21 protein-coding genes and 1 tRNA gene are annotated in these 23,870 nt (G+C 55.2%); 13 read left to right on the top strand and 9 right to left on the bottom strand.

Going from position 1 to position 23,870, the window contains the following annotated elements; translation table 11 throughout:
• Position 1: 1 nt before the first annotated feature.
• Together ETA_RS07960 and ETA_RS07965 are read right to left on the bottom strand one after the other, a co-directional pair.
• Entirely contained in the window at positions 2-661 is a 660-nt protein-coding gene (locus ETA_RS07960) for a DUF421 domain-containing protein (RefSeq protein ID WP_012441114.1), read from the bottom strand.
• A 176-nt stretch (positions 662-837) separates the two neighbouring features.
• Positions 838-1,329, bottom strand: coding sequence for a V-type ATP synthase subunit E family protein (locus ETA_RS07965; protein ID WP_012441115.1), 492 nt, complete (start codon positions 1,327-1,329; stop codon positions 838-840).
• Between the two features lie 317 nt (positions 1,330-1,646).
• Here ETA_RS07965 and ETA_RS07970 point away from each other — a divergent pair, with 317 nt between their 5' ends.
• The gene (locus ETA_RS07970) at positions 1,647-2,114 is read left to right on the top strand and encodes a nuclear transport factor 2 family protein (RefSeq protein WP_012441116.1); all 468 of its coding nucleotides are present in this window, start codon (positions 1,647-1,649) and stop codon (positions 2,112-2,114) included.
• Between the two features lie 114 nt (positions 2,115-2,228).
• Here ETA_RS07970 and ETA_RS07975 read toward each other — a convergent pair.
• Positions 2,229-2,304: transfer RNA gene (locus ETA_RS07975), tRNA-Asn, on the bottom strand.
• A 499-nt stretch (positions 2,305-2,803) separates the two neighbouring features.
• Between ETA_RS07975 and ETA_RS07985 the strand changes: the two genes are divergently transcribed.
• The 8 genes from ETA_RS07985 to ETA_RS08020 all read left to right on the top strand — a co-directional run bounded on the left by ETA_RS07985 (position 2,804) and on the right by ETA_RS08020 (position 11,901).
• Positions 2,804-3,727: a sugar ABC transporter substrate-binding protein gene (locus ETA_RS07985; protein ID WP_012441117.1), complete on the top strand. Its 924-nt coding sequence runs from the start codon at positions 2,804-2,806 to the stop codon at positions 3,725-3,727.
• 33 nt (positions 3,728-3,760) lie between these two features.
• Positions 3,761-5,245 (top strand): sugar ABC transporter ATP-binding protein, encoded by a 1,485-nt coding sequence (locus ETA_RS07990; RefSeq protein WP_012441118.1) that lies wholly within the window; start codon positions 3,761-3,763, stop codon positions 5,243-5,245.
• 33 nt (positions 5,246-5,278) lie between these two features.
• Complete coding sequence (locus ETA_RS07995; RefSeq protein WP_012441119.1) at positions 5,279-6,295, top strand: ABC transporter permease; 1,017 nt, start codon at positions 5,279-5,281, stop codon at positions 6,293-6,295.
• A 321-nt stretch (positions 6,296-6,616) separates the two neighbouring features.
• A complete protein-coding gene (gene nac, locus ETA_RS08000; protein ID WP_012441121.1) occupies positions 6,617-7,534 on the top strand; it encodes a nitrogen assimilation transcriptional regulator NAC in 918 nt (305 codons plus the stop codon).
• Positions 7,535-7,681: 147 nt separating this feature from the next.
• Positions 7,682-8,638, top strand: a complete 957-nt coding sequence (gene cbl, locus ETA_RS08005) for an HTH-type transcriptional regulator Cbl (RefSeq protein WP_012441122.1) — start codon at positions 7,682-7,684, stop codon at positions 8,636-8,638.
• A 134-nt stretch (positions 8,639-8,772) separates the two neighbouring features.
• Positions 8,773-9,375, top strand: a complete 603-nt coding sequence (locus ETA_RS08010; protein WP_012441123.1) for a LysE family translocator — start codon at positions 8,773-8,775, stop codon at positions 9,373-9,375.
• A 336-nt stretch (positions 9,376-9,711) separates the two neighbouring features.
• Positions 9,712-11,043: an NAD(P)/FAD-dependent oxidoreductase gene (locus ETA_RS08015; protein ID WP_012441124.1), complete on the top strand. Its 1,332-nt coding sequence runs from the start codon at positions 9,712-9,714 to the stop codon at positions 11,041-11,043.
• A 9-nt stretch (positions 11,044-11,052) separates the two neighbouring features.
• Positions 11,053-11,901 (top strand): GNAT family N-acetyltransferase, encoded by an 849-nt coding sequence (locus ETA_RS08020; RefSeq protein WP_012441125.1) that lies wholly within the window; start codon positions 11,053-11,055, stop codon positions 11,899-11,901.
• A gap of 205 nt (positions 11,902-12,106) precedes the next feature.
• Here the strand turns inward: ETA_RS08020 and ETA_RS08025 are convergent, their stop codons facing one another.
• From ETA_RS08025 to ETA_RS08045, 5 genes are all read right to left on the bottom strand, one after another.
• A complete protein-coding gene (locus ETA_RS08025) occupies positions 12,107-13,300 on the bottom strand; it encodes a glycoside hydrolase family 28 protein (RefSeq protein WP_042958805.1) in 1,194 nt (397 codons plus the stop codon).
• 371 nt (positions 13,301-13,671) lie between these two features.
• The gene (locus ETA_RS08030; protein WP_012441127.1) at positions 13,672-14,508 is read right to left on the bottom strand and encodes a glycosyltransferase family 8 protein; all 837 of its coding nucleotides are present in this window, start codon (positions 14,506-14,508) and stop codon (positions 13,672-13,674) included.
• A complete protein-coding gene (locus tag ETA_RS08035; protein WP_012441128.1) occupies positions 14,505-15,902 on the bottom strand; it encodes a D-arabinono-1,4-lactone oxidase in 1,398 nt (465 codons plus the stop codon). Before ETA_RS08035 ends, ETA_RS08030 begins: the two co-directional genes overlap by 4 nt.
• A 124-nt stretch (positions 15,903-16,026) precedes the next feature.
• On the bottom strand, positions 16,027-16,686 hold the full coding sequence (locus ETA_RS08040; protein WP_042958807.1) for a TetR family transcriptional regulator: 660 nt from the start codon (positions 16,684-16,686) through the stop codon (positions 16,027-16,029).
• Positions 16,687-16,764: 78 nt separating this feature from the next.
• Complete coding sequence (locus ETA_RS08045) at positions 16,765-17,529, bottom strand: hypothetical protein (RefSeq protein ID WP_012441130.1); 765 nt, start codon at positions 17,527-17,529, stop codon at positions 16,765-16,767.
• Positions 17,530-17,813: 284 nt separating this feature from the next.
• Here ETA_RS08045 and ETA_RS08050 point away from each other — a divergent pair, with 284 nt between their 5' ends.
• The 4 genes from ETA_RS08050 to ETA_RS08065 are packed head-to-tail and all read left to right on the top strand — an operon-like array spanning position 17,814 to position 22,456.
• Entirely contained in the window at positions 17,814-19,337 is a 1,524-nt protein-coding gene (locus tag ETA_RS08050; RefSeq protein WP_042958809.1) for an ABC transporter substrate-binding protein, read from the top strand.
• Positions 19,334-20,275, top strand: coding sequence for an ABC transporter permease (locus ETA_RS08055; RefSeq protein WP_012441132.1), 942 nt, complete (start codon positions 19,334-19,336; stop codon positions 20,273-20,275). The genes ETA_RS08050 and ETA_RS08055 overlap by 4 nt, the downstream gene beginning before the upstream one ends.
• A complete protein-coding gene (locus tag ETA_RS08060) occupies positions 20,265-21,068 on the top strand; it encodes an ABC transporter permease (protein ID WP_012441133.1) in 804 nt (267 codons plus the stop codon). The genes ETA_RS08055 and ETA_RS08060 overlap by 11 nt, the downstream gene beginning before the upstream one ends.
• Entirely contained in the window at positions 21,065-22,456 is a 1,392-nt protein-coding gene (locus tag ETA_RS08065; protein ID WP_012441134.1) for an ATP-binding cassette domain-containing protein, read from the top strand. Before ETA_RS08060 ends, ETA_RS08065 begins: the two co-directional genes overlap by 4 nt.
• Positions 22,457-22,512: 56 nt before the next feature.
• On the opposite strand, the gene ETA_RS08070 is transcribed toward ETA_RS08065, so the two are convergent.
• The gene (locus tag ETA_RS08070) at positions 22,513-23,646 is read right to left on the bottom strand and encodes an ABC transporter substrate-binding protein (RefSeq protein WP_012441135.1); all 1,134 of its coding nucleotides are present in this window, start codon (positions 23,644-23,646) and stop codon (positions 22,513-22,515) included.
• Positions 23,647-23,870: the final 224 nt, after the last annotated feature.

Raw genomic sequence — 23,870 nt, forward strand, 5'->3', positions numbered from 1 at the left:
GTTAGTCGATGTTGCGCTTAACTTCACCATCTTTCATGATGAAGGTCAGCTTGCCGTCCCAGAATTCAGCAATAAAAACGTCATCGCGTTTAACGGCAATTTTCTTCAGCCTGGCGTCCAGCCACTCCTCGTCCTTTTCGATGCCGTTGAGTTCAGAAAATCTTGGCGTTCCGTCTTTCATTAAAATGACCGAGGGCATTTTTCCCCCTTCGCAGACCACGGAAAGTGAGCCGCTTGGCTCTATCTGCGCATAGCGGATCTCCTGGAAGGAGTGAACCCCCTGAGAATGTAATTGAGAGGCTACGTTCAATATATCTATTTTGTTTTTTCTTTTAAGGATGTTGTCCATCAAAAACTTTCCGTTTTTGATAATCGGGATCGGTTCGCCGATGGTAAAGGATCGGAAAAACCAAATATGTTTGCTGATCCAGTTCAACAGGGATATCAGCGTGACGCCCATCAGTAGCACCAGAATATACTGATGCATAGGAATGGCATCGCTGTAGATCACACCGCCAATAATGCCGCCAAGCACGAAGTTGCCGATAAAATCAACGGGCGTCATTTGAGAGAGTTGAGTTTTGCCGGAAAAGTTAAGGTGAGAAATAACCACCACGAAGCCGATAATAAATTTGAGCAGAACAATCGCATAGTAGATCATATTTTGTCCTTGCAAGAAAAAAGGGGCATGCAGCCCCTTTAAATGGCGATTGAGTCGATGATGGCAGCTGGCAGGCTGCCAAAAGTAAGTCCACTACAGTTGACCAACCCCGATGAGCGCCGGGAAGAGCCAGGATAGAAAATTCGCTCACGGCCCTTATCGGTCAGCATCCACCCTTATTGTTGTTGTGACTGGTCAGCCTGTGGCTGGGCGTCAGCCTGTTTTGGCTGAATACTGTCTTTAATCTCTTTTGCCTTGCCGGCTGCATCTGAAGCCAGAGTATTCGCTCCGGCAATAGCATTGTCCTTAATCTGACCTGCCTGCTGCACAATCTGATCGCTCTTCTGTTTTGCATCGGCCTTGATGGCTTCGGCTTTACTTTTAGCTTCGTCTGACAGAGAGGCAGCCTGTTTATCTGCTTCAGCCTTAATCTCTTTAGCCTTATCAGTTAACTGCTGAGCCTGGGTAGAGGCTTCCTGCTTAATGGCGTCAATGTGCTTGTCAGCCTCTTTTTCAACGGCGCTGGCTTTATCGGCGGCAGCATCTTTAATCTGAGAGGCGTTGTCTTTCGCCTTATCAAGATTAGCATCCACCTTTGACGCATCGTCACAGCCTGCAATCAGTAGACAGATAGCGGAGGCAAGTAGGGTTTTATTCCATAATTTCATGCACTTTCCTTTTTAATTTCATCATATTAAACATAAATTAATCTGGTACAGAATGACTTAAGGCCAATGATCCAGAGGATGTGGTAACAAATGCCATCAAAAAGTCGCTATTCTGTATTGGTGAGATTTATCCTATTGTCATGAATATAGTAAATTATTTCCGGGCGTCAAGTCATTTTGCCCGTCATAAGTGGCCGGGGTAACAGGCTTTGAACACCACTCGGCGATTGCAGAGATCGTCGAGTGGGTTGTCAGTTTGTGTGTTCTACTATGGGTAGAGAAACTCGCCTACTTGATATCATGATGAGGTCGCCCGAATGAATACACGCCCCCCTTTACCGCCTTTCACACGTGAAAGCGCCATTGAAAAAGTCAGGCTGGCTGAAGATGGTTGGAATAGTCGTAATCCTGCTAACGTCGCGCTGGCCTATTCAGCGGATACTCAATGGCGTAACCGAACGGAATTCGTGACTAACCGGGATGAAGCCCAGGCTTTTCTGGAACGGAAATGGAAAAAAGAACGGGATTATCGCCTTATTAAGGAACTTTGGGCATTTACAGAAAACCGAATTTCCGTGCGTTACGCGTATGAATGGCATGATGACTGCGGAAATTGGTATCGTACTTACGGCAATGAAAACTGGGAGTTCGGTGAGGACGGGCTGATGGATCGCCGTTTCGCCTGTTTGAATGATATGCCTATCGATGAGTCAGAGCGGCTGTTCCTCTGGCCGCTGGGGAGACGTCCTGACGATCACCCGACGCTTAGCGACCTTGGGCTTTAGGATTTAACGGCGTCTGCGAGTCACTTTTATCGGGCGTGTGTTGGCGTTAGAGGAAATAGCCCATCGATAAAAAACAAAAAACCAGACGCCGTGAGGCATCTGGTTTTTTTAATTTGGCTCCTCTGACTGGACTCGAACCAGTGACATACGGATTAACAGTCCGCCGTTCTACCGACTGAACTACAGAGGAATCGTGTGAACGGGGCGCATACTAACGGTGTGGCGTATCAATGTCAAAGTACTATTTATAACACAGGGTGCGTTTGCTGATAAAAGCAGCACCCCCGCATTGCGATGTGAAAAAACCCCCTTCATCCCTGCGCCAGATCCCACTTCGTCGCGTTTTCGTCGCCGATGTTAGATGTGCGTCAAATTTTTGTTACCTGCCTGTATTAAAATATTAGTTTCAGTGATTTTATATTAATAGTTTCAGTTGTCCTTATTTTGAAATAAAAATATCAATCATTTGAGGTGCCTGAATTTTCAGCGGTTTTATACGGACGAATTTATACAACATATTGTTTAAAAATTTTTTGTACGCTATCGATAGGTGAGATCTCCGTCGGTAAAAATCACACTTATCTTCCATTAACCTTTGTTTTCCGCAGACGGCGTCCAGTGAATATAGAAGAAAGTTTTCATTCGTTGTTTCACCCCCCTGCGGACACCAGGATAAAAAGGGCATTGCCATGACGATCAAAAATACCATTTTAGCGTCGCTGTTAGTCTGTATGTTGCCCGCGACCAGCTTTGCCAGGGAGCTGCAGTTTGGCGTCTCGATGGCGCTGTTTGATGACAACTTTCTGACTATTGTGCGTAACGCTATCTCGCAGGAGATGAAAACAGAGCAGATAAAAGGACAGATTGAAGATGCCAAAGGTGATGTTGCGCAACAGTTGCAGCAGGTGCAGAACTTTATCGGCCAGGACGTTGACGCCATCATTATCAACCCGGTGGATACTAACGCGGTCAAACCCATCGTTGACCTGGCGGCTAAAGCCGGCATCCCTCTGGTGTTTGTCAATCGAAAGCCTGCCATTCAGCTGGCTGAAAAAATGGCCTTCGTCGGCTCTGACTCCGAACAGGCCGGGCGTCTGCAGATGGAGGCGTTAGCTAAGCGCATGGATTTTAAGGGGAATGTGGCAATTTTACTGGGCGACCTGGCAAATGAATCAACGCGCGAGCGCACTAAAGGCGTGAAAGAGGTGGTGGCGAAATATCCTGGCCTGAAGGTGGTGCAGGAGCAGACGGCAAAATTCACCCGTAATGATGCGGTCGACGTGGTGAGTAACTGGATGACGGCGGGAGATGATATTCAGGCCATCGCCTCAAACAATGATGAAATGGCTATCGGCGCTTTGCAGGCGCTGGGTAAAAACGCCGATGGTATCCTGGTCGCCGGGGTTGACGGTACGCCCGATGCGCTGCAAATGATTAAAAACGGCAAGATGGTGGCCAGCGTCTTCCAGGATGCAAAAGGTCAGGGTGCCGGTGCCGTTCGCACTGCGGCTAAGCTGGTAAAGGGTGAGACGGTACAGCAAATTATCAACATTCCGTTCAGGCTGATCGCTGCGGATAATTACGCCTCATTTACCGGTCAGAATCTGAAATGATGGCTCCCGCGCTCGGGCTAAGGGGATGTTGGTATGGTCACATATGCGCTTGAGGCAGAAGGTATCAGCAAATTTTTTCCAGGCGTCAAGGCGTTAAGTCACGTTTCCCTGTGTATTAAGCCGGGAACGGTGCATGCCCTGATGGGGGAAAATGGCGCGGGTAAATCTACTTTAATGAAGTGTCTGATCGGGATTTACCGTCCGGATGAGGGGCAGATCCGCATTAAGGGGCAGCGGGTACAGTTTACCGATACGCTGGATGCGCTGCGTGCGGGAATCTCCATGATCCATCAAGAGCTTAACCTGGTCCCGCAGATGACGGTGGCGGAAAATATCTGGCTGGGTCGCGAGCCGACGAAATTCGGCTTCGTCGACCATACCCGCCTCAATCGTTTAACCGAAGAGCTGCTGGTGAAGCTCAATATTGCTCTGCGTGCGGACCAGACGGTGGGTTCACTCAGTATTGCCGCGCAACAGATGGTGGAGATAGCCAAAGCGGTTTCATGGAATGCCGATATTGTCATTATGGATGAACCGACCTCGGCATTAACGGAAGCTGAAGTGGCGCATCTTTTCACCATTATTCGCAATCTGCGTGAGCAGGGTAAAGCCATCATCTATATCAGTCACAAGATGGACGAAGTTTTTGCCATTACCGATGAGGTCAGCGTATTTCGTGACGGGCGTTGGGTCGGCAGCGACGTGACGGCCAACTACACGCGTCAGTCGCTGATTACGCAAATGGTGGGGCGCGAGCTGACCCAGCTGTTTCCAAAAGTGCACAGCACGATTGGCGAAGATGTTCTGACGGTGCGCAATCTGACGCGCGGCGGAGTCTTTGAAGATATCAGCTTCAGCGTACGCCGGGGGGAGATCCTCGGGGTCGCGGGGCTGGTGGGGGCAGGGCGCAGTGAAGTGATGGAATGCCTGTTTGGCCTCACTCAGAGGGACAGCGGGCAGGTGCTGATCGACGGGGTGCCGACAACCCTTGATTCACCGGCCAGCGCCATTGATAAGGGGCTGGCGTTTCTGACCGAAGATCGTAAAAAGTCGGGCCTCTTTCTGGTGCTGTCGGTCATGGAGAACATGAGCATCGTCAAGATGACCCACTACAGCGCGAAAGGCGGTTTCGTCAACCAGCGTCATATGGCGAAAGATTGCCTGGAACAGATACAGCGGCTGAATATCAAGACCCCCACCATGGATCAGATCATTAATAACCTCAGCGGCGGTAATCAGCAGAAGGTATTGATTGCCCGCTGGCTGTTGGCACAACCCAAAATTCTTATCCTGGATGAACCCACCCGGGGTATCGACGTTGGGGCGAAAGCGGAGATCTACCGGCTGATCGGTGAACTGGCGAGCCGTGGCGTCGCCATTATTATGGTCTCCTCTGAGCTGCCCGAAATTATTGGTATGAGCGACCGCGTGATGGTGATGCACGGCGGGCGTATTACCGGCATCCTCAATAAAGAGGATGCTGACCAGGAAACCATTTTGTCGCTAGCGTCCGAATAGCAAGCTGGGGTAAACACAATGAATAATGTGAAAATGACCGGGCAATACACTGACGGGGCCACTTCATGGTTTGGTACGCTCAAAAGCAAGCTGCCGAAAGATATCGGTATCTTTTTGGTGATGGTGAGCATTGCGTTGGTTTTTGAAGCCTTCGGCTGGTATGTGCGCAACCAATCATTTCTGATGAACCCCAACCGGCTGGTGCTGATTGTGCTACAGGTCTCAATCATCGGGATTATCGCGGTCGGCGTGACGCAGGTGATTATTACCAGCGGAATCGATCTCTCTTCCGGTTCGGTGATTGCCTTAGCGGCGGTGGTCGCTGCCAGCCTGGCCCAGACGTCGGAAAGCCTTTCTCCCATGTTTCCTTCGCTGGTCAATATGCCGGCGGTGCTGCCGATGGGTGCCGGTATCGGAGTTGGACTGATATGCGGCATTGTTAACGGCGTGCTGATCACCAAAACGGGCATTCCCCCTTTTATCGCCACGCTGGGCATGATGGTCTCTGCCCGCGGGCTGGCGCAGTATTACACCCAGGGCAACCCCGTCAGCTTCCTGTCCGATGGTTTTACCGCCGTTGGCCAGGGCGCGATGCCGGTGGTTATTTTCCTGGCGGTGGCGATTGTCTTTCATATTGCACTGAAGCACACCCGCTATGGTAAATACGTCTACGCCATCGGCGGCAACATGCTGTCGGCGAAGGTCTCCGGGATCGGCGTGAATAAATATCTGGTGATCGTCTACACCGTTGCGGGGGGGCTGTCCGGGCTGGCGGGCGTGGTGCTGGCGGCACGCGTCAGCAGCGGTCAGTCAAGCATGGCGCTGGCCTACGAACTGGATGCGATCGCCGCTGCGGTGATCGGCGGCAGCAGTTTGATGGGGGGCGTGGGGCGGATTACCGGCACGCTGATTGGTGCGATAATTCTCGGGCTGATTAAAAGTGGTTTTACCTTCGTCGGGGTCGATGCCTATATGCAGGATATTATCAAAGGCATGATTATCGTTGCGGCGGTCTCCATCGATATGTATCGCAACCGCAAGAAGCGTTAGCCCGTCTGGCCACACCGTACGGGACATTGTTAAGGATTGGCAATGACACTGGCGCACCTCGCGCGCCAGCCTGCACGGTGGGATCGCATGCCTGCACCAGCAATGAGCAACGTTTTCAACGCCGTATTGCCCCTGTCTAATGGCGACAATCCGCAGCGCATTAGATTCGTTTATTTCTCCGTCTGTTAGTAGGGATATTTTAATGTTGATGCGCGCGAGTCATCTTCTGGCATATCCCTTGCATTTACCCGTGAGTCAGAATGAAAACTTATTATAAATCGCCAGCACCAACGGCATTCAGGGATGCGTAACGGAGGCATAATGAATTTAAGACGACTGAAGTATTTCGTGACTATCGTCGACACCGGCAGCCTGACCCAGGCGGCAGAAGTTCTGCATATAGCACAACCCGCACTCAGTCAGCAGGTGGCTACGCTGGAAAACGAGCTTGATCAGCAGCTGCTTATCCGCACCAAGCGCGGCGTTACGCCAACCGAAGCGGGCAAGATCCTCTATTCGCACGCACGGACCATTCTACGCCAGTGCGAGCAGGCCCAGACGGCGGTGATCAATGCCGGGCAGGCGATGACCGGGAAGGTATCGATTGGTTTCGCACCGGGGCCGGCGGCATCATCGCTGACCATGCCGCTGCTGCAAACCGTACGCGAGCAGTTCCCGGACGTGCTGGTTTATCTGCATGAGAACAGCGGTGCTTCATTAAACGAAAAAGTGATAGATGGGCAGCTTGATATGGCGGTGCTTTACGATCGTGCGCCAGCGGCTGGCATCACCAGCCTTCCGCTGATGAAGGAAGAGCTCTGGCTGGTGGGCACCGGTCTTTGCCCTGGGCAGAGCGTTGATCTTGCCGACGTCGCCAGAACAGGGCTGTTCCTGCCGCGTGAGTACAGCGCTGTGCGTAAGCGCGTTGATGAAGCCTTCGCGTTACGCCGTCTTAGTGCGCGTATCGTCGGAGAAATTGAATCTGTCGCCACCCTGAGCGCCGCGATTTCTAGCGGAATGGGCGCTGCCATTCTCCCTGAATCTGCCGCGCGGGCGCTGGTCAGCTCAACGCATGCCTGGATGGTGCGCATCACGAACCCCACGCTGAATTTGCCGCTCTCGCTAAACTTCTCCGCCAGACAGCCGCTGTCACCTGCTGCCCAGTCGGTAAAAAGTATTCTGTTAGCGTTACTGAATCAGCCAGCGTTAGAAGACCGCCCGCTACAGCTGGTGAGTTAATTTGCCCTTATGCCGGACGCACCAGCGTGCGCCTGGCTTCATGCCTTATCACCAAAAGACATATAAAACCTCTTTTTATTATTTGTTGCTATCGATTTGCCTCCTTAACATGGAGTCAACCCGCAGCCAACAGATAGAGGAAAGTGCGTGAATTTTCAGCAACTTAAAATTATTAAGGAAGCAGCGCGCTGCGAATTTAATCTCACCGATGTGGCCAACGCGCTGTTTACCTCCCAGTCTGGCGTCAGCCGCCATATCCGGGATTTGGAAGACGAGCTGGGCGTAGAGATTTTTATCCGTCGGGGCAAGCGTTTATTGGGGATGACCGAACCGGGCAAAGCGCTGTTGACCATTGCCGAACGTATTCTTGATGAAGCGGGTAAGGTCAGACGTCTGGCGGATGTGTTCACGAATGAGTCCAGCGGCGTGCTGACCATCGCCACCACCCATACCCAGGCGCGCTACAGTTTGCCGAAGGTGATAAAGGCTTTCCGCGTGCTCTATCCCAACGTCCGTCTTGAGCTCAATCAGGGATCTCCACAGGAGATCGTATCCATGCTGACGACGGGCGAGGCGGATGTCGGCATTGCCAGTGAGCAGATGGTGAACAACCCGGCTCTGGCGACCTTTCCGTGGTTCAGCTGGCATCATGCGCTGCTGGTGCCGAAAGGGCATGAGCTGGAGCAGAAGCAGCCGGTGTCGCTGGCCGCGCTGGCCCGCTTTCCGCTGATTACCTACCGTCAGGGGATCACCGGGCGATCGAAAGTCGATCGCGCTTTCCAGGCTGCCAGCCTACAGGCAGATATCGTGCTGAGCGCGCAGGACTCTGACGTGGTAAAAACCTACGTTGAGCTGGGGCTGGGGGTTGGGATACTGGCGGATCAGGCCTGCCAGCTGGATGAACACGCCCTGCTGACCCGGCTTGATGCGCGGCACCTGTTTGAGTCAAACACCGTCTGGCTGGGATTGAAGCGCGGCCAGCTACAGCGTAATTTCGTCTGGCAGTTCCTGGAACTGTGCAACGCCAACCTGTCTTTGGAGGAAATCAAACGGCAGGCGCTGTCGCTGGATGAAGAAGAGCCGGCGATCGATTTTCAAATCTGAGCGCGCGGGATGAGGCAGGCGGGCAGTATTGCCCTGTGGCACCGGCGCGGGATGTGGCGGGATCTCCCTAAGAGTTAACCGATTTCCGTTGTGGCACTGGTGGATCTGGCTTCTGTCATCTAAGGTTCATCCATATGGATCTCAACTTAGTGGGCTTTATTCCCGCACTTTTACCCGTTGCGCTCTCCCCCGGCGCAAGTTTCACCCTGGTGATGAACGGTGCCTTAGCGGGAGGGCCAAGAGGGCTGCTCACCACGCTGGCCGGAACCGCACTGGGCATTTATACCCATGCGCTGCTCATCGGTCTTGGTATCAGCGCCTTAGCGATTGCCTCCCCAACCGTTTTCGGCCTGCTGAAGATCGCCGGAACGGCTTACCTTATGTGGCTGGGAATTCAGCTGATCCGCAGCGGCTGCAACGTGCAGGGCAGCTCTCCCGGCTATCAAACCGCGGCCGTGACGCTTAAAGGCGCATGGCTGGCTAACGTGATCAATCCGAAAGCCATCATGTTTTATCTGACGGTGGTCAGTCAGTTTGCCGGCGGCCAGGGAAAAATTGCTGCTTATCTGGCGCTGGCCTCGGTACATACCATCGTTATGAGCGTCTGGCTTATCGCCCTGAGCTGCACGCTGGTGTTCTCAGCCAGAAGGGCAAACCCACGTTTACTGAAAAAATACGTCAATATTGGCGGCGGGATAATGCTGATTATTTTCTCTCTCCGCAGCCTTTTTCAGTAGTAAAAGCCACTCGTCCCGACCTGTCGGAATACCCTTCCTGTATTCCCACCGCACGCGTTGTGCGCTGCGCACCCCTAAGGCGTGAGCCGGGAGCTGGGTTCCAGCCATGGCCTGAAGCCGTTCGCCCGGCATATCGTGAGATTATCGTGGTGAAAAATGGCCTTACGGGGAGCCGGGTTGCGCATAACGACTTTCCTATGCCGTCAGGCTGTCTGTATTATGAATGCCTGACGTGAGCGATGCCCTCCAGAGCTGGGTTGATGAGCCATATAGCCAAAGGGTTTCAGCGCCGGGCCTCATCATCACGTATTGGCCATTACAGAGGGAAGGAGCAACATGCCCGCACCGATTCGATATATACAGGACAGCCCGCATTTTCCACCGGAGGCGGACGTAGTGGTGATCGGCGGCGGCATTGCCGGCACGGCCGCCGCGTATGAGCTGGCAAAAAAAGGCGTCAGCGTGGTGCTGATAGAAAAAGGTCTGATTGCTGGCGAACAGTCAAGCCGTAACTGGGGCTGGTGCCGCCAGCAAAACCGTGACGAGCGTGAGCTCCCGCTGATTATTTACGCCCTGCAACGCTGGGGAGAGCTGGGCGCGGAAACCGGTGAAGATCTGGGCTTTCGCCGTAGCGGGCTGGTGTATGCCACGCAGAGCGAGCAGGATCTTAACGCCTGGGAAGCCTGGAACCGAATGGCACAGGGTTACGGTGTACGCAGCGAAATCCTGACTGCCGATGGCGCGAAGGCGATGACGCCGGGCAGTACCAGCCGCTGGTTGGGCGGCATATCTTCTCCCACCGACGGTCACGCGGAGCCATCGCTGGCGGCTCCCGCTCTGGCGCTTGCCGCCCGGCGTCTGGGCGCAAAGCTGTTTCAGCAGTGCGCGGTGCGCGGGCTCGATATTTCAGGCGGCAAGATCAGCGGCGTGTTGACCGAACGCGGTCCGATAAAAACCCGGCGGGTGATCTGCGCGGGCGGGGCATGGACGTCGATGTTTTGCCGTCGCCACGGTATCGATTTGCCGCTGGGTAATGTGATCGGCACGGCGTTCCGCACCGCGCCGCTTGAGCAGCACATTGCGCTACCGCTCTATACGCCCGGCTTTGCCTGCCGTCCACAAATCGACGGCGGCTACACCGTTTCCATTTCCGGGCGCGGCCGTCTGGAACCGGGCGCGCAGAGCCTGCGCTATGGGCGGCAGTTTTATCCTACGTTCAGGGCGCGGCGTCATAACCTGACGATCTCCCCCGGCATTGCCCCGTTTTTACGCGGCCCTGAATCGCCTGCACGCTGGCAGATGGACGGCATCTCCCCCTTTGAGAAGGTGCGTATCCTTGACCCGCGACCGGATATGAAGATGGTTGCGGAGGGGCTGGCGGCGCTGCGAAATGAATTTCCACAGATGGCGACGGTGCGTCTGGAGCAGGCCTGGGGGGGAATGATCGATAGCACCCCGGATGCCGTGCCGGTGATCTCTGGCGTGGGCAAATTGCCGGGCCTGATTATATCGGCTGGCTACAGCGGGCACGGCTTCGGCATTGGGCCGGGGGCGGGGCGGCTGGCGGCCGACCTGGCCACCGACGACAGCCCGATTGTCGACCCAGCGCCATTCCGCTATGAACGGTTTTTCGACGGTTCTGGCCGCGCCGTGCCGGGCATGATGTAAGGAAAAGAGATGACGATCGAACTGGTTAACCTGAATGAAAGCCATCTGGATGGGGCATTTGTCCTGACGCAAAAGTTGCAGTGGCCACACCGCCGTGTCGACTGGCAGCAGATGCTGATGCTGGGGAGTGGGCTGGTGGCGCTGGAAAACGGCGCGCCGGTTGGCACCACGCTGTGCTGGCGCTGGGGCCACGACTACGCCACCCTCGGACTGGTTATTGTCGATGAGTCCTGCCAGGGGAGGGGCATCGGCAGGCTGCTGCTACAGGCAACGCTGGGATCGCTGGGCGACCGCCGCGTACGTCTGCACGCCACTCCGGCCGGGCGGCCGCTGTATGAAAAGTTGGGTTTTATTGCCAGCGGTCATGTGTTGCAGCATGAGAGCAGCGCCCTAGGCGCGGTGGCCGCCATCCCCTGCTCATCACGGCAGCAGCTGCGCCACGCCACGCCGGAGGATGCGGCACTGCTGGCTGCTCTCGACCATCAGGCGCTGGGACAGGAGCGCACGCCGTTAATAGACCAGCTACTGAGCAGCGCACAGCGCGTGCTGATTTTAGAAGAAGACGGCAGGGCTGGCGGGTTTGCCGGTTTACGCCGTTTCGGCCATGGCTATGCCATCGGCCCGGTGGTTGCCGCCGGACGGGGACAGGCACGGCTGCTGATTGCCCGGCTGCTCAGCGGTCTTGAAGGGCAGTTTGTACGCGTTGATAGCAACGGCACAGCAGGGCTGGACAGGTGGCTGAGTGAGCTGGGTATGATGCAGGTCGACGCTCCGATCACGATGTATAAAGGCCAGCCGTGGCGGCCGCAAGCGGGCGGTATGCAAACCTTTGGGCTGATGAGTCAGGCGATGGCCTGATAAATATCGCCCGTAGATCAGGCCGAAAAAGCGGGCAGCATTGGCCCAGAGGGTTGATCGAACTGGCCTCTGCTGTCCGCTTATGCCGGTGGCCGGGCGTTGGTGACCCGCACAAGGTGGGGTCGCTTATTGCCCGACTGGTGCCGGATAATGGCACTGTTATGCCGTCTTTCGCCAACCGCACAAGCAAAATATCACAGGCGGTTTATTTGACGATTTCAGCATTGTTGAGGGTATATTTGGTTGCCGAATCGAGCTTAACGTTAGACATTTTGACAACGATCTTCCGTACGGCGTTCTGTCCATTCAGGTTAACCACACCGGCGCCTTTCGAGGTGATATCCTGGTAGCTGATATTTTTCCAGTCTGCTTTTTTTGAGCCGGCCTTATTTTCATAGACGGTATCGATGACGATCGGCCTTTTAACATTGGTCATGGTGACATTTTTATAGGTCACGCCATCGACTTCACCGGCATTTGATTTATCGCTCTTAATGCGCAGGCCATTATCCGTGCCGCTTAACGTTAAATCGTCAACCAGCACATCATAGATACCGTTTGTTTCGCTGCCAATCGACATGCCGTGCCCGAAGCCAAAGGTATTATGGATAACGGAGATATTTTGTGAGCTGCCTTTATCGCTATACGCCTTAATAGCGACGTTATCATCGCCCGTGGAGATATTGCTGTGGGCAATAGTCACATTCTTAGAAGAAATAGGATCGATCCCGTCGGTATTTCTTGCATCACGCGGCGTGTTGATCGTGGTGTTCCAGACCGTTAGGCCGTTGCTCTTATTAAACACAACGTGGAAATTGGGTGAGTTTGTCAGGGTAATATCATAGAGAGTGAAATCAGTACTGTTATCTATCTGGATCAAGCGTGGGGCATTTTGCTTCATCGATTTTTCTTTTGCCTGTGCGGCGAGCTGCCACCAGGTCATCTTTTTATCCTGTAGGGTCACGCCGCCCTGACCGTCAATAATACCCTTGCCGTAAATGCCGCTATTTCTGGCATTTGAAACCGTGATAAAGGCTTCACACCCTTTACCGCTTTTATCCAACACGCCGCAAGAGTTTTTTACTTTGTCGAAGGCCGCCGCGCTGTTAACCGCTTTTAATGTCACCCCGCCGTCCACCCAGAGACTTCTACCCGATGGCAGGCTTAGCGGGCCGCTGAGAAATACGGCCCCGCCAGCTGATTTTTGCAGTTTTACCGCCTGACCCTGTGGGCAGGCATTGAGCGCTTTTTGTATTGCATCAGTGCTGACTGCCGCGCCAGCCGGCAGAACGCTACAGACCGCGGGGTATTTCGGTTCAGATACATTTCTGAGATCTTTAGCTTCACTTATTCCGGTGGAAAAAATAATGAGGAGAGAGATCTTGGTAAGATTGTTCATCGGGGTTGTTATCCTTAATGTTATCATGGTCTATCGTGCCAGCTGATTTATTTATCTGAAATTAGATATTTCTTAAATCAACCTTGCGGCGACAAGATAAAATTATTCGCCGCAAGGTTGTGCTGTCAGAATATAACTCCCCTGAGCGCTGGCTTAACCTAAAGAATAATTAGAATTACCCCGAATTCTCGTCAATGACAGAACGTGTTTTTTATCGCTGGCTATATTTTTCTGGAGGTTTATCTTGCACCGATCCCGGTGATACTTAAGGTATCCATCCCTTATTTTATGGCAGGTCTCGTGCAGAGGATGAGAGTGACCGATGCCGGATGCGCATAAACCAGAGGTCACTCTCATTTTAAGATCCCACTTTAGTCGGCTGCCGGCAGCTGCCGTGCAATATCTCGCCACAGCTGGTCTAAGGCGTAATAGGGATCGGCCTTATCCGGCTGCTTCTGCCAGGGCTTATCAAGAATATAGTGGATGTTTTTTACCCGTGATATATCCCAGGCGGCAGGGTGCTGATGCGGTATTGTCTTCAGCGCATTATAGATCCACGGCAGCGGTTGCCAGCGCCCTCGGTAAAACTGGTTCAAAAAGTCTTGTTCGGCAAAAAGATAATCTGAAAGGTCGTCCAGCGCGGAGAGCTGGGCCAGCATCTCGGCAAAAACCGTCTTATCCGGGGTGAGCAGCAGAAAACCGCCGTTAAGGTAGTTATCCACCTTGTCCAACTGCTGAACGTGATCCACCCCCGTACACCAGCTGTAGAAGCAGTTTTCCGGCCGCCAGTCTGCCGGGTAGCTGGCGATCCCGTTGGGATTACAGCGGCAGGCATGGCAGGCGGCAAGCGTTCCCGCAGGGAGCGAAAGGCTGAACAACTCATCCATATTCTGCGTGACCAGCATATCCGCATCAAGAAAGGCAACGCGCTCAAATTCGGTTAGCGTCCACACTGCCAGCTTGGTCCAGACTTCGGAGAAGCGCGCGTTGGCATAGCGGTGGGTTAGCGTCGGATCGGGACGGAGCGGGGCAACCGCACGCAGCAGGCAGCCTTCCTGCTCCAGCAGTTGGCGCTGCGCGTCGTCTATATTCTCGGTGACCATAACCACCAGCGGATAGCGGCTGTGACAAGCCCGCAGCGAGCCGTGCAGGGCGCGTACGCCCACCAGATAATCCGGCTGTGTCAGTAGCGTTACCCATGCTTTCATCGTTCTGCTCCTCCGTTCAGCAGCCGCTCGCTGAATGCGTTACTCAATTTATGCTGCGGATCCAGGGCTTCGCGTACGGCACAAAACTCCTGCCACTTGGGGTAGAGCGCCTGCCACTGATAAAGCGAGGCGTCGAAGTATTTTCCCCAGTGCGGGCGGCCGCCCTCTTCGGCCAACATTTTTTCAATCTGCCGCAGGAAATCCACCCCTTCGGCCGAGAGCGTGCCGTCTTCGGCGTAGTACACTACAAATCCAAAGAAGCAGCTCTCCTGCTGCCAGGAGGGGCTGAGCCAGCTTTCAGAGGCCCCGGTACAGCGCAGGATCACCGGATAGTGCATATGTGGCTGGGTTAGCTGATGCCAGCGTTTAATGCGCTTAATCACCGCACCAACACGCGCCAGGGGGATGGCGATTTCCACGTTAATTTGTGGCGTGGCGATACCGCGACAGAATACCTGATAAACGTTGCCCGTCACGTCTGAGAAGTCTTTAAAGCGGGTCACGGTCCGAAACGGTTTGCCGTTCTTGTCTGTGATTTGAGTATCGCTATGCATCTCTTTCAGCGTCTGGTCGATCGTCTGATTCATGGCATCGCTTGTCTGCTCCTGCACCACCAGCTCATGCTGATTGTCCCGGTACCGTGCCCGTTCCGCATCGGTTGCCACGTGTGCCGACCAGAGGTGTACCTGATCCTCACCGGGGAACCACCAGGCTTTGCTTAACGCAGCGTCGCGATTCCACTTCAGCAGGTCGTTCTCCAACGTATCGGCGCTGACGGCGTGCTTGAAGCAGGTATAGACTTCCGCTGGCCGGGTGCGCAGCGTCACTTCGGTGATCACGCCCAGGCACCCCAGGCTCACCTGCACGGCATGAAACCACGGATGCTGACGGTCAAAGGTGCGAACGCTGCCGTCTGCCAGTACCATGCGGAAGCTTAGCGCCTCATCCCCGATTGAGCTTTGACCAAGCCCCTGGCCGTGCGTGCCGGTTGCCAGCGCGCCGGCCAGGGTTTGTTCATCAATAACGCCCGGCGAAGCGGGAAGGATGCGCCCCATCTCATTCAGCACCCGATAAACCTCGTTTAGCTGAGTACCGGCGGCAAAGGTCGCGCTGTGTTCGTCGCTGCTGATAAAACCGCGCAGCGCAGACATATCAATCAGCAGATCTTCCCTTTTGCTTACCGACAGCATTCGTCCGGGAGACATTTTGCTCCCCGTCAGTCGAACCTGACCACGGCAGTGTTGTAACAGGGCTTGCAACTCTTTTTCGCTGGCAGGGCGCACCTGCTGACTTTTTTCAGCCAGCGTTGCATTCTGTGCCCAGTTCCATAAACGGGTTTCCTGTGGTGAGAGTTGCGGCTGGCGGCGTGGATAGCCGGACGTGTTAGTTGTCATCGACAGCTCCTGTACAGGATGAAAGTAGCCAGATCAAAGGTTAAGGCTTAACGTTTAAAAGCAAGCGTTAAGCGTAGACGAAAAATCCGATTTTTGCCCTGAAGCCGGAGGTGAAAGCTGTACTTTATTTGTTTTTTTGTACAGTTTTATCAGAGGGGCGCACGTAACGCAGGGTGGCATCGACCACCAGCCGTCGGTTGCGCGCAAGGGTCTGCCGTTCGCTTTCGTTCGCGCCGAACAGAGTATGGAAGGTATAGCGATTCGCCACGTTGTGGGTGCAGATACTGCTGATCAGGCGGTGTACGTCGACGGCATCCAGCGTCGGGTCAAATTCACCGCTCTGCTTGCCGCGATCGAGCACCGCATCCAGCACTTTCAGCGCACTGTGGTTGAGCGTTTTTATGGTCTCTGACTGGCTGATATATCGGCCACCCATCAGATTTTCACAACAGACCAGGCGTATAAAATCAGGGTGGCTGATGTGATAGTCAAAACTGGCTTCCGCCAGGCGGGCAATGGCCTGTGAAGGCGTAAGGGACGCCAGATTTAACCCGGCTTCATGCTGGCGCATTTCCTGGTAAACCACGTGCAGCACCGCCACGTAAAGCCGCTCTTTATTTGTAAAGTGATAGACCACCATGCGTTTAGTGGTCTGTGCGTTTGTCGCTATTTGTTCCATTCTGGCCCCCGTCAGGCCGAACTCGGCAAAGGTCGTTAGCGCACTGGCAAGAATACGCTTCTTCAGCCCTTCGGGATCGTTTTTACGTTTGGCAGGGTTTGACATAACCACTCAATATCCGTTGTCTTGCTGTAATATCGCAGCCAGAGTAGCGCCAGACGCAGCGGTTTACAAACAGGCTTTTTACAGGGTATTAAACCACGGATGGGTGCGTTCAATCACGCTGAGGTGATGTTGTTTGATCCCTTTTTCCAGCTGTGCCGCGGTGGGCAGAGGGTTGTCCCGCAACAGCGCTTCGGCAGTCGCCGCGAAGGCGATAATGCCGCGTGTGGCGATATCAGCCGCCGCAATATAGTTTGTCAGCAGGGATTGATTGGCGGTGCTTTCTGCCTCTTTTTGGCGACAGTTCACCAGTAGCTCGGCCAATAGCTGGTAAAGCTGCTGGGCATCGCCCAGTAAAGCGACCCGGCAACCGGATTTTTTTAACACTTTCTCCAACTGGATAAATACCCGCTGATTATCGTCGGTGCCATACAGTGCGGCCAGCGTTTTGCGCCAACGCAGATAGGTGCGCAAAAAGAACTTATATTGCACCAGCGAGAGGTTGGCCTGCTGCCAGGGAAAATGCTGAACGGATGTCGCTATCTCGTGCTGCAACCGGGCGAATTGAGTGGAATCATGCGGTTCTCCAGCCAGCAAAGGCTTCAGCTGGTGAATAAACCGCGAAATCTCTTCATCGGCCTCCGGCGTAAGCAGCGGCAGCGTTTTACGCTGTTGCAGCAGTTTTAACACCGTCAGGTCGTAAAATGCGGCGCTCACCCTCTCTCCGGCTAAGAGTGCCCGGTTAAGCTGCTGAATAACGTCGGCTGACTGTACCGTAGATCGTTGCTGCAACAGAATGTCATGTCGCTGGAAGTAGGCCGGAGATGGGCTGAGTTCAGTATTCATCGTTAGCCTCTCGCTGTGAAGGATGTTCCAGCCGCTGGCTGGAGAGCAGGGACAAAGTATGGCAGATAATACGCCCGGCTGAAGGCCAAATGGCCTTTTCGATGTTAATCCAGACAATCAAGACGCACGCGACATGTTTGCGTTCGCCGGATCGTTTCAGGAGTTATCGTGAAGGTTTGTAAGCGAAGATTGCTAATTGTAATGTTATAAAGTAACGGTTATTATCCGCCGTGTGGGCCTGGCCTGCATGGTTCCATGTCTCTGGAGAAAGGATAAATAATCTGATGTACAAATTTGCACTCTTGCCGCTGCTGACTCTGATGCTCGCCGTCGTCAACGGCCCCGCCAGCGCAGCCCCCGAGCGCATTGCCGCGCTGGTTGCCCCGTTTGAAATTAAAGGCAGCGATCCCACCCTGTCCGGGGATATTTTCCTGAAAATGTCGATCGTCGAAACGCTGGTCAATGCTGACAGCGCCGGGCAACCGCTGCCAGGTCTGGCCAGCAGCTGGTCGGTATCCGCCGATGGTCTGCTGTGGCGCTTCAACCTGCGTTCCGGCGTTATGTATCATGACGGAAGCCCGCTGACGGCGCAAAGCGTGGTCAATGCGCTGGACGTAGCGCGCAGCAAGCCCGGACTGTTAGATAAAGCGCCGATCGCGGCAATTCGTGCTGAAAATCAGCAGGTACTGATTGAGCTTAAACAGCCTTTTACCCCTTTGCTGAGTATGCTGGCGGAAAACCGCGCGCAGATACTGGCTCCAGCCTCCTATGATGATGCACATAAAGTGGTACAGGTCATCGGTACCGGGCCGTATCGCCTTACCTCGTTCCAGCCGCCGCAAAAACTGACCGTTGCGCGCTTCCATGACTATTGGGGCAGCGCTCCGTCTATCGAACAGGCCAGTTATATGGCCGTTGGGCGTGCGGAAACCCGGGCGTTACTGGCAGAGAGTGGTGATGCCGATCTGGTGCTGAATCTTGACCCGGCCAGCCGTAGTCGTCTGAAAAAAAATGCAAAAGTACAGCTGCTGGCGATCGCCATTCCGCGTACCGTGCTGTTGAAGGTCAATGCCGGTTACCCGCTGCTGAATGACGTACGCGCGCGTCAGGCGTTGAGTATGGCGTTGGATCGCGAGGGCATTGCCCGCGCCATTCTCCGCTATCAGGCGGCTGCCGATCGGCTGTTTCCGCCTTCCGTCGCGCAGTGGCACAATCCCAGCCTGACGCCGCTGGGCCATAATGTGCCCCAGGCACAGGCCCTGCTGGCCGAACTCGGCTGGAAACCAGGGGCGGATGGTACGCTGCAACGTAACGGCCAGCCGTTTTCCCTGACGCTCACGACCTATCCCGATCGCCCGGAGCTGCCGCTGATAGCGGCCGCCATCCAGCAACAGCTGCGCGATATTGGCGTTAAGGTAGCGATCAATTCGACCAACTCTGGCGAGATCGCCGCTAAACATCACGATGGCTCGCTGGAGCTGGCGCTGGTTGCGCGCAATTTTGCACTGACGCCCGATCCACTCGGCACGCTGTTACAGGACTATGCGCCTCAGGGCGGAGACTGGGGGGCGATGAACTGGTCAGACGCAACCTTCAATCAGACCTTAGCCGGACTGGTCACGGGTAGCGATCCGGCTGATGGCCAAAAACAGCGTGAACAGTTGACGCGGATCCTGCAAAGCGAGCTGCCCACTATTCCTGTGGCGTGGTATCAGCAGAGTGCCGCCGTTTCGCACCGTCTGAGTGGTGCCGTTCTTGATCCTTTCGAGCGCAGTTTCGGATTGGAAAAAATGAGGTGGGCTGAATGATGCGCATGTTGGGCTACCGCCTGCTGCAGGCTGGGCTGGTGGCGCTGCTGGTGGGCGGACTGACCTTTGTCATGATGCGATCGTTGCCCGGAGACAGTGCTTATCGCATTGCCGCCGGACGCTATGGTTATGACCATGTGGATGCGGCTGCGGCCAGCGCGGTGCAGCAGGAGCTGGGGCTGGATCGTCCAGCCTGGCAAGCGTTGGCGGACTGGTTTATCGAACTGCTGCGCTTTAATCCCGGCAACTCACTGGTTTCCGGCGCGCCGGTGATGCAGGAGATCGGCCATCAGCTGGGTCAGTCCCTGCTGCTGGCGGCGGCGGCGCTACTATTATCCCTGCTGCTTGGGCCTCCGTTGGGCCTGATCGCCGGGCTGTTCCCCGGCGGAAAACTCGACCGGATGCTGCTGGCGATCTCCACCGCGCTGCGTGCGCTGCCGCATTTTGTACTGGGGCTGATCCTGGTGCTGGTTTTTGCCCTCGGACTCGGTTTTCTGCCTGCGGCGGGCTACGGTGATGCTGAACATCTGCTGCTACCGGCACTGACATTAGCGCTTGGGCTGGCGGCGGTATCTTCCCGGGTTGCGCGCAATGCGATGCGCCAGGTTACCGACTCCGACTGGTACCACTTCGGGCGCAGCAAAGGTCTGAATGAACGGACGTTGTTCTGGCGTCACGGGCTGCGCAATGCCAGCGTGCCGCTGGTCACTTACCTGAGCGTGCAGTTTATCTATCTGATTGAAGGGGTGATTGTGGTGGAAACCCTGTTTGCCTGGCCGGGAATTGGTCATGCGCTGGTGCATGCCATATTTGCGCGTGATGTTCCTGTGATCCAGGGAACTGCGCTGATCATGGGGCTGTTGTTTGTGCTGCTCAACGCGCTGAGCGACGGGCTGTGCTACTGGCTCGATCCACGGAGGCATAACCATGATAAATAACCTATTCCGCCGCCTCTCGCTGGCACAGCGTGTTGGGACAATGTTGCTGCTGCTGTTGGGGATATTTGCCTTTGTTCTGCCATTATTGTGGCCGCAGGATCCTCTGCGTCAGCAGCTGATGCTGGCGTTGCAGTGGCCTAGTCTGGACGCTCCGCTGGGCTATGACCATCTCGGACGCTCGCTGTTTGCACGCCTCACGGCGGCGATCCGTTTGTCGCTTGGGCTGGCGCTGGTTAGCGTGTTGAGTGCGCTGATCCCCGGCATTTTTCTTGGCGTACTGGCCGCATGGCGCGGTGGCGTGGTCGACCGCGGCGTCTCGCTGTTGGCAGACGCTTTTCTTGCGTTGCCGGGGCTGCTGCTGGTTTTACTGTTAACCGCGCTGGTGCCGGACTCAGCCCTGATGCTGTATGTCGGCATTTCGCTGCTGCTCTGGGTGGAGTATTTCCGCCTTAGTCGCGCCATTGCCCGACCGCTATTGATGTCTCCGGCGGTGCAGGCCTCGCGTCTTTTGGGCTTTGGCCCATGGCTTATTTTCCGCCGTCATTTGTGGCCAGAGATGGCCCCGGTGGTGCTGACCGTGGCCGCATTTGGTGCAGCCAGCGCCATTATGGCGATTGCCGCACTCGGTTTTGTTAGCGTTGGCGTACGTCCTCCCACGCCTGAGCTGGGGCTGATGATGACCGAGCTGCTCCCCTACTACGAGGAAGCACCCTATGCCCTGCTGCAACCGGTAGTGGTGGTGTTTTTACTGGTGTTAAGTCTGCTACTGCTGGCCGGGAGGGAAAAATCATGATCCTGATGAATATCGAAGATGCGGCGGTAAACGGCGGGGATCTCTCCGTGCAGCGGCTGTCGTTCACTTTGCAAGCCGGTCAGCCTTTTACCCTGCTGGGCGAGTCCGGATCGGGCAAAAGCCTGCTGGCTCAGGCAGTGACAGGTACGTTACCCGATGGATTACAGGCCAGTGGAACGCTGATTTTTGACGGTCAGCGTCACGATCTGGCCAGCCGCCCGGCACGCGCCCTGTGGGGACATACGCTGGGGATGTTACCGCAGGAGCCGTGGCTGGCGCTTGACCCCATTATGCGTGCGGGCGACCAGGTGGCGGAAGGTTATCGATTTTTGCGCGCGATGACCGTATCGGATGCGCGTGCGCGTGCCATAAGCGATCTACATGCGCTGGGAGTGGCTGATGCTGCCGATAAGCTGCCGCAGGCGCTGTCGGGCGGAATGGCCCAGCGCGTGGCGTTCGCCGCTGCCCGTGCCGGTGGCGCTCACATTATGGTTGCCGACGAGCCGACAAAAGGGCTTGACGTGGCGCGCCGCGATGAGGTGATAGATCTGCTGTTACGTGAGGTGCAGGCCGGCGGCGGGCTGTTGACGATCACCCATGATATAGAGCTGGCGCGGAAGATGGGTGGAGAAGTGGCCGTGATGCGGCGCGGTGAAATTGTCGAGCGCGGTAGCGCACAGCAGGTACTGACGCGGCCGCAGCATCCCTACACCCAGGCACTGCTTGACGCTGACCCGTCACGTTGGCCGCTGCGTGAACCTGCTGAACACGATCGGCGGGTGGTACTGGAAGCCCAGGATCTTAGTATAAGCCGTGGTGGACGCCCGCTGTTCAGCCGCCAGTCGCTGCGCGTACATGCCGGGGAGGTGATCGGCGTTACCGGGCCAAGCGGCTGTGGCAAGAGTAGCTTTGGCGATATTTTACTGGGGCTGCTGGCCGCCGACGGCGGTACCGTGACGCGTGACCGCGAGCTGGCGGGGGTCAGATACCAGAAAATCTTTCAGGATCCCCCTTCGGCCTTTGCGCCCCGGGTTACGGTTCGCCGGACGCTGGAGGATGTTGTACGCCGTCATCGGCTTAACGGGCAGCGCATCGCGCAGCTGATGGATCGGCTAAAACTTTCCCCGCAGCTGCTCGACCGTTATCCGCCGGAGATCTCTGGCGGCGAACTGCAACGTTTTGCGCTGCTGCGCGTGCTGTTACTCGATCCGGTATTTTTGTTTGCCGACGAGCCGACCTCCAGACTCGATCTGCTCACCCAGCGGCAGACCATCGAGCTGATGGTCGAAGTGGTGGCGGAGCAAAACTGTGCGCTGCTGATTGTCAGCCACGATGAGGCGCTTGTTGACCGCATCAGCCATCGCCGTATCAGGTTAGGCGAAGGATAGGGGGAGGATCGCGCCGGAGGCCGGCGCGATCGACTGACGTTGGAATATGTGCAGCGTTACTGGGGATGATATTCGATATTTATCGGTTCGTCCGGCAGCCTGGTAAAGGTGCGGATAAGGGTGTGGTAATCGGCAGTTGGGTTGAGTTGCGTAAACTGTCCGGGGTAAAAGTCTTTTGCCAACATCTCCATACCGATGATGTTGTACGGATGGTTGTAAAAGTGGTGATAGACCGCTGCAACTTTGCCTGCTTTTACTGCCGGTATATCTTTTACTCCGGTACGGGCACGCAGCTGGTCAAAGGTTGCCTTGATCTCGGCGATATCGGTGTTATAACCCAAAGGGATAACGTGACTGCCTTTACCGCCGCGCTTAGATCCACTCATGACGTAGTAGTCGGGATTGAGGGCGATGACCTTTTCTACCGCAATGGTGCCACTGGTGCCGGGCAGCAGTTCGGAACCGATATTTTTAGCACCGGTGGCCTCCACCAGCCCACCCCAGCCATTGTGACCATGGGTAAAGCAGCAGCCTTCACCGCCGCCGCTGATACCTGCAATCGGCTCAACAAACACGGTCGGCTTTGGCGAAACATCTTTTACAGTGGTTTGCAGCGAATTCAGCTTCTGCTGATACCAGTCGGTATAAGCTTTGGCATTTTCTTCCTGATCCAGAACCTGGCCGAGCAGCGTAATGCTCGCCGCGGTATTTTGCACCGGGTGCAGTTCCGTGTCGACAAACAGCACCGGGATATTAAGGGTACTGAGCTGGGCCAGAACGCCGCTTTGCTGTAGGGCAGGCTTAGCACGCAGTTGCGCAATCATCACATCAGGACGTTTGGCAATCACCGTTTCCAGATTGACTTCTCCCTGGTCAGAGAAACCCATATCCAGAATTTTGTCGGATTGCGGCCAGCGCGTGTGCAGCATATTCCAGCTGCCGTTATCCTGCTTCTTCATCAAATTATTCCAGGCGACGACGCGGCGGAAAGGATTGTCGCGATCCAGTAAGGCGAGACTGAGAATGTCACGGCCGTCTTGCAGGATCACGCGCTGAGGTTCCTGCCTGAACTCCACTTTCTGTCCATCCATATCGGTGACGGTCAGTGGGTAGGTGGTGGCAAAACCCAGTGTTGGCAGGGCGAAAATCAGCAGGGTGGGTAGCGTTTTAAGCGTTGAAATGGCGGTCATGGTGAGGATATCCCGGTCAGTCAGTTGATGATAAATATTATCATTCTTCTTAAGGAAGTTGTATTTATGCCTGGGCGTTGACGGAGCCCGGCACCTTTACACTGAAAAATGAGAGGCTGATTCCACCTGTGGCTCATTTTGCGCACCGTTACCCATCGTGAGTCCCTCGTTCTGCTTTTGTCACTCATCTCGCTTAATCTGATGACAGTTTCTGCATCACGGCA

Source organism: Erwinia tasmaniensis Et1/99, assembly GCF_000026185.1.
Taxonomy (GTDB): domain Bacteria; phylum Pseudomonadota; class Gammaproteobacteria; order Enterobacterales; family Enterobacteriaceae; genus Erwinia; species Erwinia tasmaniensis.